We start from the raw sequence: 13,752 nt of genomic DNA on the forward strand, positions 1-13,752 counted from the left end.
AATGGCAGAGTCAGCCGCGGGGCAGGGGCCCTCGAAATTGCCCCGGGAACTGGGCAAGGGCTCATCCGGGTGGAGCAGCTCGTTGCGGTGGCTGCTCGGCCATCCGATCTGGGCCTTCGTCGTCATCGTGTTTATCTTCTTCTCGCTGATGACCGACGACTTCTTCTCGCTCGGCAATTTCCAGAACATCCTGGTGCAGACATCGACCCTGGGGCTGATCGCTCTTGGCATGACGCTTGTGATGATCAACGGCAATATCGACCTGTCGGTGGGTGCCGTGGTGGCGCTTGCCGCCAGCCTGACCGTCGACATCATGGGATGGCCGGTGTTTGAGAGCTGGGGGAACCTGCAGATCTTGCCGGCGGTCGTCGCAGGGCTCGGGGCAGGGGTCCTCCTGGGGGCCCTCAATGGATTGATCGTCTGGAAAACAGGGGTCGACGCCTTCATCGTCACCCTTGGTGCCATGCTCGGCGTGCGTGGTCTGGTCTTTGTCTATACCGGCGAACAGTCGTTCTTCGCGATGAACTTCGCCTATGCCGATTTCGGTGCCAGCAGCTTTCTGGGTTTGCCGACACTGGCATGGGTTTTCCTCGTCTTCACCGTGCTCGTTCACATCGTGCTGTCGCGCACGGTTCACGGCGCGAACACCTACGCTGTTGGCGACAATCGGGAAGCGGCCGTGAATGCAGGCATCAGGGTTGGCCCGCACATGATGATCAACTTCATGATCGTGGGTTTCTTTGCGGCACTGGCCGGCATCACGCTGTCGACCCAAATGGGGGCATCGACGCCCAATCTGGGCCGGGACTACGAGCTCTGGGTCATCACCGCGACCGTGCTTGGCGGCACCAAGCTGACCGGCGGGGCAGGCAATATCATCGGCACATTTGGCGGCGTATTGGCGATCGGCATTCTGCGCAACGGCATGAACCTGATGCAGGTGCCTGCCTTCTATGTGCTTGTCATCCTGGGCGCGATCCTGATCGCGGTCCTGTTCCTCGACAAGCAATTGAACCGGCAGGGTGAAGAGGGGCTGCGGCTATGAGCGACGTGAAACCGGCCCTCCGGCTTGAGGGAATCGTCAAGACCTTCCCTGGTGTGCGGGCGCTCGACGGGGTGGACTTCGAGGTCAGGCCTGGCGAGGTGCACGCGCTGATGGGCGAGAACGGCGCCGGCAAGTCGACGCTGATGAAGGTGCTCGCGGGCATGTATCAGCCCAATGAGGGCCAGATCCTGATCGAGGACCGGCCGACGATTATGGCCAATCCGATCGAGGCGAAACATAACGGGGTCATCCTGATCCACCAGGAACTCTCGCTGGCCGAGCAATTGACGGTTGCCGAGAATATCTTCCTGGGGGAACTGCCGCGGTCGCGGCTGGGATTTGTAGACTGGAAGATTCTCGACGACCGCGTCGGGACGATCCTGCAAAAACTGAATTGCGATTTCGGGCCGCGCACCAAGGTGGGCAAGCTGTCGATTGCCAAGAAGCAGATGGTCGAGATCGCCCGTGCCCTGACCCATGAAGGGCGTGTGGTCGTGTTCGATGAGCCGACAGCCTCGCTGACCGATGCCGAGAAAGTGGTGTTGTTCGATGTGATCAACGAGCTCAAGGCTGACGGGGTCGGCATCGTCTATATCTCCCACCGGATGGAAGAGATCTTCACCATTTCCGACAGGATCACGGTGCTCCGGGACGGGACCTACCGGGGAACGCTCACCACTGCCGAAACGGATGAGGACGAAGTCACGCAGCTGATGATCGGGCGCAGCCTTGATTATTCGCGCAACGAAAGTTCAGGCGAGTTCGGCGATCTGGTTCTTGAGGTCGCCGGCCTGTCCTGCGGCAAGCTGTTCGAGGATGTCAGCTTCAACGTACGCGCAGGCGAGGTTGTCGGGTTTTACGGGCTGGTGGGGGCCGGGCGTACCGAAATCGCCGAAACCCTGTTCGGGCTGCGCGAACCCACAGCCGGATCGATCCGGCTCAATTCCAGTGACGTTTCCATCGCCTCTCCTGCAGAGGCGATCGCCAACGGTATCTCGCTGGTGCCAGAAAGCCGCAAGGAACAGGGCCTGGTTCTCGGAATGAATTGCCGCGACAACATCACCTTGCCGCAGGTTGGAGACATGACGGCGGGGCCGTTCGTCTCGAACGGCGCCGAAGTCGCGATTTACGACATGTATCGCGATCGTCTCGACATCAAGGCGCCGACCTGGCGTAGCCTTGTGGGCAATCTTTCGGGCGGTAACCAGCAAAAGATCGTCATCGGCAAATGGCTGGCCATGAAACCGCGCCTGCTGATCGTCGACGAGCCGACGCGCGGTATCGATGTCGGCTCCAAGGCCGAGATTCACAATCTCATCCGCGAGCTCGCTCGGTCCGGTTATGCGGTGATCGTCATCTCCTCGGAAATGCCGGAAATCCTGCGCGTGTCGGACCGGGTGATTGCGATGTATCAGGGGCGCATAACCCGGGAGTTCACGGCTGCCGAGGTGAATGAAGACAATCTGGTGCAGGCGATCTCCGGGATCAGTGGTGACGAAGCAGCCGCCTGATCGTGTCGTCGCGCTAACCCGGCCCCCCAAGCGAAATCCGGTCTGACTCCCAGACCGCGTTTTGAGCGTTGTTCGCATTGCGGTTTTCCGTGATATTCTCTGCTTATGGGGACCGTGACAGTTGCATTTGTGCGCGCTTTGGCGAGTGCGGCGGGGCTGAAGCTCACAGCGGATGGGCAGCTTCTCGATGGCGGGAAGGCGGTCCGCCGTGTCGAGGCTGCCCGGGGCAGGCTGTCCGACAAGGACTATTTTGACATCATCGACTGGGTCAGCGGCCAATATCCGGATCGGGCCGGGCTGGCCTTTGCCTATGCCGAGGCCGTTGACGTGGATAATCTCGGTGCGCTGGGCCTTGCGATGAAAACCGCACCGACGCTGCGCGGATCTCTGGAACGCGCCGTGCGCTATTTCCGTTTGTTGACCGATACGGTTGCCTATCAGCTTGACGAAAGCGTAACGCCTTACCGCTTCAGGCTTCTGCAGCCGGCGGGTCTGCATCCTGCGCTCAATCTGCGCAATGAATGTGCGCTTGCGGGTTTCTGCCGCGTCTTCCGGCAGTTTGTCGGGCCTGAGCTCCAGTTCGAGTTTGTGTCCTTCCGGCATTCTGCGCCCGGTGAAGTGGAACGCTATGAGGCCTATTTCGGCTGTCCGGTGCGTTTTGAGGCCGACGAGAACGCGATTGCACTGCAGCCGCCTGTGCTCGATCTGCCGACCCGGCTGGGCGATCCGGCCGTTTCGCGGTTTCTGACCGACCATCTCGATGCGGAACTCGGTGCGCTTTCTTCCGAGGCGACCATCGAGCGAGTGCTGGCCGAACACCTTGCCGAGGCCCTGAGTGATGGCATTCCGAGGGCGGGGTCGGTCGCGCGGGCAGTGGGCATGAGTGAGCGCACGCTCTACCGGCGCCTGTCGGAAGCCGGTCTTTCCTATCAGGATGTTCTCGAGAACACCCAGAAGTCCCTTGCAGAGACGCTATTGAGCGAAGACCGGTTCTCGATTGCAGAAGTGGCGTTTCTCACCGGCTTTGCGGAGCAGTCGAGCTTCAATCGCGCCTTCAAGCGTTGGGCAGGGCAAACCCCCGGCGCCTTCCGCAAGGGCGTTCATCCCGCCTGACTGGCCCGATCGGCGCTGATTGGCAGGCTCGGCCAAAACCGTGGCAGGCTCGGCAAATACCGGCAGCGTGGCTTTCGTCTAACCCTTGGTCATCATTTTGACGAAGGGAGAAAACCATGCACGCTCTTACCCAACACAACCCCACCTCCATCCTGCGCCGCCTGCGCAAGCTGGTCTTCGCTGCCCCGCTCGGTCTTGCGGTCGCATTTTCACCGCTCACCGCCCTGGCGGAAACCGGTATCCATAATGCGGATGGTGTCGACATCCATTTTGTCGATGAAGGCACGGGCGAAGCCGTGATCTATCTGCACGGATTTGCAGGGTCTTCGGACATGTGGAGCGCAGTCGGGCTCCTGCCGCTCGATGAGTTTCGCACCGTTGCGTTCGACGCCCGTGGCCATGGCCGCAGTGACAAGCCCGAGGATGCAGGGGACTACGGTGCCAGGCTCGTCGAGGATGTCATCGGGCTGATGGACGCTCGCGGCATCGAGCAGGCCCATATTGTCGGCTATTCGATGGGCGCTGAAACGGCGCTTGCCCTGGCCGCCGATCATCATGACCGGGTCCTCTCCGTTGTTGCGGCGGGTTCCGGCCTTTCCGGTGAACCCGAAGCGCAGGCCTATGGCTTCATCGCCGGGGCACTGGCCGAGGTCGACACGTTTGGCGGCTTCATGGCGTCCATGGCGCCCCCCGATCAGGACCTGCCGCCCGAAGCCCAGGCAGCGATGCTTGATCTGTTGTCGGCACACGGCATCGATCCGGGTCAGCCGGCAGCATCCCTGGCAGCAGTGGCTGCTTCGCTGCCGGGCATCATCTCTCTCGATGCCGAGGTCCTCGGTACCATTGCGGTGCCGGTTCTGGGTATTGCCGGGGAAGACGATCCCGAACGCGGAAATGTCGAGGCGCTGGTCGATGCGCTGCCGGGTGCGACGGTCACCATCATCGCCGGCACCGATCACCTCACCGCACCGGTGGCGCCCGAATTCGCTCAGGCAGTCACCGCTTTCCTCAAAGATTGAACAAGCGCGCCGGGCTACCAACGCCCGGCGCCATCCTGAAAAGGAGGTTTGTCATGCACGCTCAACTCACTCACACTGAAACCATGATCGCCCGCTTTGCCGGTGTGCTCTATCTGATCATCATCATCTTCGGCATCACTTCGGAAGTCGCCTTGCGCGGCCCGCTCGTGAACTTCGCCGATGCCGGTGGCACTGCCGAAGCGATCCTCGGCGCCATCAACGCCTTCCGACTCTCGATCGCCGCCGACCTGGTCATGGCCATCGCTGATGCCGGCCTTGCCATCCTGTTGTTTGTTCTGCTGCGCTCTGCAGCGCCCGTGCTGGCGCTTTCGGCCATGGTCTTCCGGCTGATCCAGTCGGTGATGATCGGGATGAATCTCATGAACATGCAGGGGGCGCTGTTGCTGGTCACGGCAGGGCAGGATCTTTCCGGTCTGGCACCGGGCCAGAGCGACGCCATCGCCCTGTTCCTTTTGAACATGCATGCGCATGGCTATGATCTGGGGCTCGTCTTCTTCGGCATCAATTCGCTGATGACCGGTGTTCTGATCTGGCGTTCGGGCCTTGTGCACAGGAGCCTTGGGATCGGGCTCGGACTTGCCGGGATGATCTATCTCACCGGCAGTGCGCTGCGGTTTATGGCGCCGGAAGCCTATGACGTTTTCGCACCGGCCTATGGCATCACGGTGCTGGCCGAAACGGCCTTCTGTCTGGCCTTGCTGCTGAAGGGCGTGATGCCCCGGCGGCAGGTTCAGCCGGCCTGATCGGCGCGAACTACCACTCACGTAAAAGGCGCCGGTCGAATAGCCGGCGCCTTTTGGCGTGTGAACGCGATCCTTGTTCACTCCGGGGCCAGTCGTTGCTAGACCACTGGGCGCGGTGCGGTGGATCTGCAAACGGGAGGAGCCGGGAATGTCTCAGGTGAAAGGCGGGTGCCTTTGCGGTGCCGTGCGGCTTGTCACGCCCGGCGAACCGGATCGTGTGGGGATCTGCCATTGTCTTGATTGCCGGAAACATCACGGTGCGCTGTTTTTCGCGGCAGCGGTATTTCCGGCCGATGCGGTCACCGTGAGTGGGGAGACGTCCGCCTATCAGGGCAGGCATTTCTGCCCGCGCTGCGGATCCTCGGTGTTCGCGCGATCCGGCGACGAGATCGAAGTGCATCTGGGAGCCTTGGATGCGCCCGACCAGTTCGTGCCGACATACGAACTCTGGACGTCACGCCGCGAGGGCTTTTTGCCGGTGTTTCCCGGGACAAGACGCTATCCGGGCGACCGGGACTGACGGCCCGGCGCTCAGTCCCGCCAAAGCTTCGACCCTCTTGATCCAGATCAATGTGAACGGAGTCGAACGCGGTATTATTACACATGTTAAATAGCTAGTCCGGGAGGGAAGACCCATGGGCAAGATCGTACTCGCCGCCAAGACCACTCACGTCCCCACCATGGTGATGTCGGAGCTGGATGGACCGCTCAAAGGCAAGCGGCAGTCTGCCATCGACGGTCACAAGAAGATCGGGGAGATGGCGCGGGAGGCGGGCGCCGACACATTCGTGGTGCTCGACACGCACTGGCTGGTCAATGCGTCCTATCACATCAATGCCAACCACAAATTCTCGGGCATGTTCACGTCCCATGAGTTTCCGCAATTCATCAAGGATCTGCCCTATTCTTACGAAGGCAATGCGGCGCTGGGCGACCTGATCGCGAAGACAGCGCGGGACATGGACGTCTATACGCTGAGCCACCAGGTCGACAGTCTCGACCTCGAATACGGCACGCTGGTGCCGATGCGCTACATGAACGCCGATGCAGGCCTCAAGGTGGTCTCGGTCGCTGCCATGTGCACGGTGCATTCGCTCGATGCGTCGCGCAGACTTGGCGAAGCCATCCGCAAGGGTATCGAAGCCTCGGACAGCAACGTCGCTCTCATCGCTTCGGGATCGCTCAGCCATCAGATCTGGCCGAACGACATCTATGCGGAGAACAACGGCACCTTCACCATTTCCTCGAAATTCAACGAGGTGGTCGACCGCCGGGTTCTGGAGATGTGGCAGGAGGGAGACATCGAACTGTTCCTCGAAATGCTGCCGGACTACGCCAAATATTGCGATGGCGAAGGCGACATGCACGACACCATCATGCTGTTCGGCGCGCTTGGCTGGGACAAATACAAGGGCAAGGGCCACGTCATCACCGACTATTTCCCCTCGTCGGGCACCGGCCAGACCAATGTGGTGTTCGACCTGCCTGACTAAGGCACAGCACTAGACCCCAAGGTCTTTCCCTCCCCCTTGCGGGGAGGGACGACGAGCAGGATTTGGCTATGCCAAATCCGTGGCGAGGCAGGGTGGGGGACCTTGGGTTATGTTGGTGGTTGCCCATGTGTTTTTGAGCACCCCCACCCGGTTCGCTTCGCTCACCACCCTCCCCGCAAGGGGGAGGGTTTGGGAAGGCTTGCCCTACAACCCTCCCCCCTGAGCCCTCATGGTGAGCTTGTCGAACCACGAAGGGCGAAGGCGATGCACAATCCTACCGTCACCACCCGGTTTATCCGGGTGGTCCATGTGGATTACCCGAACAAGTCGGGTAATGACGCGGGGGGTAGGCGTGAGCCGCCGCGAGGCCCTACTCGAAATGGGGCAGGTGGAGCTTCACCCGCCCGACCGGCAGCTGTGGGGGCAGACCGAATTCGCGGCCGGATTCGGCGATGAGGCACCACAAATAGTCCGCATGCGAACGCCGGACGATCAGGCGCAAAACCGGTCTATCGGCACTTCCGGTCACATGCAGCCAGACATTGGCCTTGGCGCAGACCGTCGCGACAATCATGCCGGGCTTGAGGGCGCGCGGGTGCAGATCGATCACCATCAGCTTTGACATCACGTCGCGCGCGGCGGCACCGGTGACGTCGATGGCGGTGTAGTAATCGCTGACATCGGTGAGCTGATGATGGGTGCCGGTCAGCGCGTCAGACAGCTTTGTGCCAAGCGCGGCCTCATTGCCCGGTGGGGTGACCAACAGCCAGTCGTCAGGGCCAAGCCAGAGCGCGGTGATGTTGCCCGCCACGGCCGTTTCGCCAACGGCGGACGGCAATGGCGCGCCCAAGGCGCTTGCAGCCTGTTCGCCAATGGTGGCGGGTCTGCCGCGCAAGGAGAGCATGCCGAGAAACGCGGTCTCACTCACGGACACCCTTTCGGCGGTGAGAGGCTCGCGGTGTGCGAGCGGAGAGGCGGCGACAGGTTCGGTCATGACGCGCCTCCCAGTTCTTTCAGGAAATTGACGGGTGAAATACTGGCGCGGTGCGGGGTGCCGTTCTTGTTCGCCACATAGACCGGTTCGCCCATGCGGGTGTGTCCGCCCTCCACCAGGCCGAGGGCGATGGAGCGGGAGAAATTCGGGCTCATATAGCTTGAGGTGACATAACCGATCATCGGCGTGCGCGGCTCAGTCTCATGTGGTGTGGCAATGATCTGGCTGCCCTCGGGCAGCACAATGGTCGGGTCTTCACTCAACAAGCCCACGAATTGCCTCCGGTCGGTACGTGCGGTGTCAGGTCGTGTAAGCGAGCGGGCGCCGACGAAGTCAGCGGTCTTCTTCACCGCCCAGTCCATGCCGAGATCGATGGGGGTCACCGTACCGTCCGTATCCTGCCCGACAATCACGAAGCCGGCTTCGGCGCGCAGCAAGTGCATGCCTTCGGTGCCATAGGGGGTGATGCCGTGCTTTTCACCCAGCGCCATGCAGCGGTCCCAGAGCCAGCGGCCATAGCGGGCGGGGATGTTGATTTCGTATGAGAGTTCGCCAGTGAACGAGATGCGGAAGACGCGCACGGGAATGCCGGCGATATGCGCCGGCCTCCAGCTCATGAAGGGGAAACTCTCGGGATCGGGGTCGAGATCATCGAGCAGTTCGGCCATCAGGGCGGTGCTATTGGGCCCGCAAAGCGAGGCCACGGCCCATTGCTCGGTGACCGAGGTCAGATAGACCTCGAGGTCCGGCCACTCGGTTTGCGCATAGTCCTCGAGCCAGTTGAGCACGCCCGCCGCGCCGCCGGTCGTGGTTGTCATGTGGAAGTGATCGTCGGAGAGGCAGGCGGTCACCCCGTCGTCAAACACCATACCGTCTTCATTCAGCATCAGCCCGTAGCGGCAACGCCCGGGTGGCAGCTTCAGCCAGGCATTGGAATAGATGCGGTTGAGAAACTCCCGGGCGTTCTTGCCGCGGATATCGATCTTGCCGAGAGTCGAGGCATCCAGCATGCCCAGCTGAGTTCGTGCGGCCTTGCATTCGCGTTGCAGGGCGGCGTCGAAATCTTCGCCTGCCCGCGGGTAGACCCGGGCGCGCAACCAGTCGCCGACGATTTCGAAGGTCGCGCCCACCTCGACATGTGCCTCGTGCATCGGCGTCGTCCGCCGAGGGTGAAAGTTCGCCCCGACATGCTGACCCGCCACGGCGCCGAAGGTCACCGGCTTGAAGGGCGGGCGATAGGTGGTGACGCCGATCTCGGGGATCGGGGTGTCGAGGATTTCCGAAAGGATCCCGAAGCCGTTGACGCTCGATGTCTTGCCCTGATCGGTGCCCATGCCCAGGGTCGTGTAACGCTTGGCGTGTTCGACCGAGCGATAGCCTTCGCGCACCGCCAGATCGAGGTCCTTGGAGGTCACGTCGTTGTGCATATCGACAAAGGCACGGTCTGTCTTGCGCTCCATAGGCAGGCGCCAGGCCGGGGTGATGTCGTAATCGATGGCATGGGGCGCGCTAACTCTGGGGACGCTTTGCGATGCATCGTCGAACCCTGCAACGCGCGCGGCGTTGGCGCCCGCTGCGGCCCCTTCGGCAAGGCACGCTGCGAGGTCAAACGTGCCATTGGCTGCGCCGACAGTGGCTTCTTCCTGCCAGGAGCGGGCAGGGCGGAACCCGGCGATATCGTCGTCATAGCGCAGTTGGCCGCGCGATTGCGAGAACAGGGCGACATTGGGCGACCAGCCGCCGGAGACCGCCAGCAGGTCGCAGCCGATCATCTCCGCAGACCCGATTGCAATACGATCTCCTTCGATATCACCGGTGCGGGCCGCCTTGATCCGGCGCCGACCCAACGTTCCAGTCACCGCAGCGCCCGTCTTGACCGGTATGCCAAGCGCTTCGGCGCGGTCGCGCAGCACCTGTGGTGCGTCGGGTCGCGTGTCGAGGATGGCGGCCATTTCGGCGCCTGCAGTCTTGAGATCGAAGGCGGTTTGCCAGGCCGAATTGTTGTTGGCGAGGATGGCAGCACGGCGACCCGGCAGCACGGCGTGGCGGTGAAGATAGTGGCGCACCGCACCGGCCAGCATCACGCCAGGACGGTCATTGCCGGCAAAGACCAGCGGGCGTTCGATGGCGCCGGTCGCAAGAATGATATGTCTGGCACGGACATGCCAAAGGCGCTGGCGCGGTTTGTTCGCATCACGCTCGGCGAGCGGCAGATGATCCTGAAGCTGCTGGCACAGGGCGAACCAGTTGTCGTTGTAATAGCCGAAACCATTGGTGCGGGTGAGGACCATCGCCTCCGGCGCCGCCTCGATCTCTTCGCGCACCGCCTTCACCCAGTCGCGTGCGGACATGCCATCGATCGTTGTCTGGCCCGCTGCCTCATCGAGCAACTGGCCGCCGGGATGCGCGGTCTGTTCGGCAAGGATCACCCGCGCGCCGGTTGACGCCGCGGCGCGTGCGGCGGCGAGGCCCGCGGGGCCGGCGCCGATGATCAGCACATCGCAATGGCGATTGGTGTGCTCATAGTGGTCCGGGTCGATCTCGCCCGGCGCCACGCCCAGTCCGGCGCTGGCGCGGATGAAGCGCTCGAAAAACATCCAGCCCGGCCCGCCCATAAAGGTCTTGTAGTAGAAGCCGGCGGGGAAAAAGCGTGAGAACACATCGTTGATCGCGCCGATATCGAAACCAAGGCTTGGCCAGCAATTCTGCGCCCCGGCATTAAGCCCCTCATAGAGTTCGATTTCCGTGGCGCGCAGATTGGGTTCGGTGCGGGCCGTGTTCGGCTCGAGCTGCACCAGCGCCGCCGGGTCTTCCGGTCCGGCGCCAAGAATGCCGCGCGGGCGGTGATATTTGAAACTCCGGGCCACGTGATGCACGCCATTGGCCAGCAGCGCCGAGGCGAGCGTATCCCCGGCAAATCCGCCATAGGATTTGCCGTCAAAGCGGAAGGTGACCGGTTTGTCCCGGTCGATGAGGCCCCCCTCCGGGAGGCGGAAGGGTTGGTTCAACTTCCGCCTCCCAGGTCCTCGGTCATCTCCGCCTCGGTCATCTCCGCCTCGGTCATCACCTTGGTTTCATCGTTGCCCGAGCCGATCAGCGGTTCGCCGGCGGGCGTTCTGAGTTCGGGCGCATCGATCTGGGGCGGTTTCGCACCCATTTCGTAAACCGCCAGGAATCTGTCGGTGGACGTGTCGCGCAGGGCGTTGAACCATTTTCGGCAACCCGAAGAATGGTTCCACCGCTCGGCGAAAACACCCTTCACATTCGAGCGCATGAACACGAACTCGGCCCATTGCCCGTCGGTGAGAGCCTGTGGATCGGCGGGGCGCGCGATATGCGCTTCTCCGCCATAGTGGAATTCGCTTTGCTCGCGCGGTCCGCAATAGGGGCAGGTGATGATGAGCATGATCCGCCTCCCTAATGCGCAACCGCTGCCGCGCCGTGTTCGGCGACGAGCTTGCCGGTTTCGAAACGCTCTAGGGTGAAAGGGGCCGCGATGTCGTTGGGCTTGTCGTTTGCGATCAGGTCGGCGAAGACATGACCCGATCCCGGCGTCGCCTTCCAGCCGCCGGTGCCCCAGCCCCCATTGATGTAAAAGCCCGCAACCGGGGTCTTGGAGATGATGGCGCTGGCGTCGGGACAGACATCGACGATCCCGCCCCAGTGCCGCATCAGCCTCAGGCGCGAGAAGATCGGAAACAGTTCGAGCAGGGCGGCAATCTCTTCTTCGAGGATCGAGAAGGCGCCGCGCTGCGTGTAGGAGATATGCGGATCGATACCTGCCCCGATCACCAATTCGCCTTTGTCGGACTGGCTGCAATAGGCATGCACCGCATTCGACATCACCACGCAATTGTGGATCGGCTTGAGGGGTTCGGACACAAGGGCCTGCAGCGGGTGACTTTCGATCGGCAGGCGGATGCCGGCCATTTTCGCGGTCACGCTCGAGTGCCCGGCGGTGACGCTGGCAAGCTTGCCGGTCTTGATGTCTCCCTTTGTGGTCCTGACGCCGGTGACCTTGCCGTTCTCGATCTCGATGCCGGTCACCTCGCATTTCTCGATGAAATCGACGCCGAGCGCGCTGGCGGCGCGGGCATAACCCCACACGACCGCGTCGTGACGGTTGACCCCGCCGGAGCGCTGCAGTGTGGCGCCCAGAACCGGATAGCGGACGTCGGGGGAGATAGAGATGATCGGGCAGTATTCCTTGACCTGTTTCGCATCGAGCCACTCGGCGTCGACGCCATTCAGCTGGTTGGCTTCAACCCGGCGCTTGAGTTGGCGCATCTCATTATCGTCATGGGCGAGGTTGAGGACGCCGCGATGGCTCATCATGATGTTGAAGTTGAGCTCGCGCCCCAGCCCCTTCCAGAGCTGCATGGCATGATCATAGATCGCGGCGCTCTCGTCATAGAGATAGTTGGAGCGGATGATGGTGGTGTTGCGCCCGGCATTGCCGCCGCCGATCCAGCCCTTCTCGATCACGGCGATATTGGTGAGGCCATGCTCCTTGGCGAGGTAATAGGCGGTGGCGCAGCCATGTCCCCCGCCGCCGATGATGACGGCGTCATAGCGCCGTTTGGGCTCGGCGGCCCGCCAGGCCGGCTGCCAGCCCTTGTGGCCATTGAGCCCTTCGCGGAACAGGGAAAGAAGGGAATAGCGTTTCGCCGTCATGCTGTTTGCCGTTTTTCTGTTCGCTATTCCAACCGCTTCGCCCGCAGAGTCTCAACCATCGCGGGTGTCATCACAGTGCTTCAACCGACATCTGATTGCCTCGATCCGACACCGGCATGTTTCGCCTCGTTTGATCAACTGCGCGGCACGCGCTCAAGCTGGCGGCGCTCGGTGCTGGGTGTGCGGTCGAAATAGTGCCGGTAACTGCGGGTGAAGTGCGAGGCCGAGGCAAAGCCGGTGGCCACGGCGATCTGCAATACCGACATCGAGGTCTGGCGCAGCAAAAGCCGCGCGCGCTGCAGCCTGAGTTCGAGATAGTAGCGCGATGGCGGCTTGCCCAGCCGCTCGCGGAACAGGCGTTCGAACTGCCGGCTCGACAGGTTCACCGAGGCCGCGAGATCATGCACCGGCACCGGGCTTTCGACATAGGCCTCCATATGCGCGATGGCCGCCAGCAGTTTGGGGTGAGTGATGCCGGTTCGGTGCTGCAGGGGCATGCGCTGCATGTCATGCGGGTGCCGCACCGAATGGTGGACCAGGAACTCGGCCACCCTGACAGCGAGGTCGTCACCGTGATCGACAGCAATCGAGTTGATCATCATGTCGAGCGGCGCCGTGCCGCCGGAACTGGTGTAGCGGTTGCGGTCGATCTCGAACATGGTCGCGGTGATTTCGAGCTCGGGATATTCCTCGGCGAAGCCCTCGACATTTTCCCAATGGATGGTGCAGCGATAGCCTTCGAGCAGGCCGGCACGCGCCAGCGCCAGGCTGCCGGTGCAAACGCCCCCGAGCGCGATGCCGCGGCGCGAGAGTTCGCGCAGTTTGCCGGCGATATGCGGATTGCGGAACCGGGCCGCGCCGAGCCCCGCACACACGAACAGCGTGGTGATGTCGCGCACCTCTTCGATCGGGGCGCCCACCCCGACCTCGAGATCATTGCTCGCCGTGACCGGCTGGCCATCCATCGAGAAAGTGCGCCATTCATAGAGCTGTTCGCCGGCAAGCCTATTGGCGGCGCGCAGGGGTTCGATGGAAGACGTGAACGCCATCATCGAGAAATTGGGAATGAGCAGAAAGCCGATCTTCTCGGGTAGCCTTGTCAGGGCCGCGCCAAACATCGCCCGCCTCCCGGCTCCCCT

12 protein-coding genes are annotated in these 13,752 nt (G+C 62.4%); 7 read left to right on the plus strand and 5 right to left on the minus strand.

The window, feature by feature from the left end; all coding sequences use genetic code 11:
- Position 1: 1 nt before the first annotated feature.
- The 7 genes from G489_RS0116875 to hpaD all read left to right on the plus strand — a co-directional run bounded on the left by G489_RS0116875 (position 2) and on the right by hpaD (position 6,945).
- Positions 2-1,045, plus strand: coding sequence for an ABC transporter permease (locus G489_RS0116875; RefSeq protein WP_081691646.1), 1,044 nt, complete (start codon positions 2-4; stop codon positions 1,043-1,045).
- Positions 1,042-2,556, plus strand: a complete 1,515-nt coding sequence (locus G489_RS0116880) for a sugar ABC transporter ATP-binding protein (protein WP_029042502.1) — start codon at positions 1,042-1,044, stop codon at positions 2,554-2,556. The genes G489_RS0116875 and G489_RS0116880 overlap by 4 nt, the downstream gene beginning before the upstream one ends.
- A gap of 105 nt (positions 2,557-2,661) precedes the next feature.
- On the plus strand, positions 2,662-3,669 hold the full coding sequence (locus tag G489_RS0116885; RefSeq protein WP_029042503.1) for an AraC family transcriptional regulator: 1,008 nt from the start codon (positions 2,662-2,664) through the stop codon (positions 3,667-3,669).
- A 116-nt stretch (positions 3,670-3,785) separates the two neighbouring features.
- The gene (locus G489_RS0116890; RefSeq protein WP_029042504.1) at positions 3,786-4,688 is read left to right on the plus strand and encodes an alpha/beta fold hydrolase; all 903 of its coding nucleotides are present in this window, start codon (positions 3,786-3,788) and stop codon (positions 4,686-4,688) included.
- Positions 4,689-4,741: 53 nt separating this feature from the next.
- Entirely contained in the window at positions 4,742-5,452 is a 711-nt protein-coding gene (locus tag G489_RS0116895) for a DUF4386 domain-containing protein (RefSeq protein ID WP_029042505.1), read from the plus strand.
- A 148-nt stretch (positions 5,453-5,600) separates the two neighbouring features.
- Positions 5,601-5,972, plus strand: a complete 372-nt coding sequence (locus G489_RS0116900; RefSeq protein ID WP_029042506.1) for a GFA family protein — start codon at positions 5,601-5,603, stop codon at positions 5,970-5,972.
- Between the two features lie 115 nt (positions 5,973-6,087).
- The gene (gene hpaD / locus G489_RS0116905; RefSeq protein ID WP_029042507.1) at positions 6,088-6,945 is read left to right on the plus strand and encodes a 3,4-dihydroxyphenylacetate 2,3-dioxygenase; all 858 of its coding nucleotides are present in this window, start codon (positions 6,088-6,090) and stop codon (positions 6,943-6,945) included.
- A 370-nt stretch (positions 6,946-7,315) separates the two neighbouring features.
- Here hpaD and G489_RS22075 read toward each other — a convergent pair whose 3' ends face one another.
- The 5 genes from G489_RS22075 to G489_RS0116930 all read right to left on the minus strand — a co-directional run bounded on the left by G489_RS22075 (position 7,316) and on the right by G489_RS0116930 (position 13,731).
- Positions 7,316-7,939 carry a sarcosine oxidase subunit gamma gene (locus tag G489_RS22075; RefSeq protein ID WP_051332767.1) on the minus strand — a complete coding sequence of 208 codons (624 nt, stop codon included), beginning with the start codon at positions 7,937-7,939 and terminating at the stop codon, positions 7,316-7,318.
- Positions 7,936-10,947, minus strand: coding sequence for a sarcosine oxidase subunit alpha family protein (locus G489_RS21225; protein ID WP_035873247.1), 3,012 nt, complete (start codon positions 10,945-10,947; stop codon positions 7,936-7,938). The genes G489_RS22075 and G489_RS21225 overlap by 4 nt, the downstream gene beginning before the upstream one ends.
- Positions 10,944-11,345 (minus strand): sarcosine oxidase subunit delta, encoded by a 402-nt coding sequence (locus G489_RS21230; protein WP_051332768.1) that lies wholly within the window; start codon positions 11,343-11,345, stop codon positions 10,944-10,946. The genes G489_RS21225 and G489_RS21230 overlap by 4 nt, the downstream gene beginning before the upstream one ends.
- 11 nt (positions 11,346-11,356) lie before the next feature.
- Positions 11,357-12,613, minus strand: coding sequence for a sarcosine oxidase subunit beta family protein (locus G489_RS0116925; RefSeq protein WP_029042508.1), 1,257 nt, complete (start codon positions 12,611-12,613; stop codon positions 11,357-11,359).
- 134 nt (positions 12,614-12,747) lie between these two features.
- Positions 12,748-13,731: a GlxA family transcriptional regulator gene (locus tag G489_RS0116930; protein WP_029042509.1), complete on the minus strand. Its 984-nt coding sequence runs from the start codon at positions 13,729-13,731 to the stop codon at positions 12,748-12,750.
- Positions 13,732-13,752 lie beyond the last annotated feature (21 nt).

The sequence above is a fragment of the Cucumibacter marinus DSM 18995 genome (assembly GCF_000429865.1).
GTDB classification, from domain to species: domain Bacteria; phylum Pseudomonadota; class Alphaproteobacteria; order Rhizobiales; family Devosiaceae; genus Cucumibacter; species Cucumibacter marinus.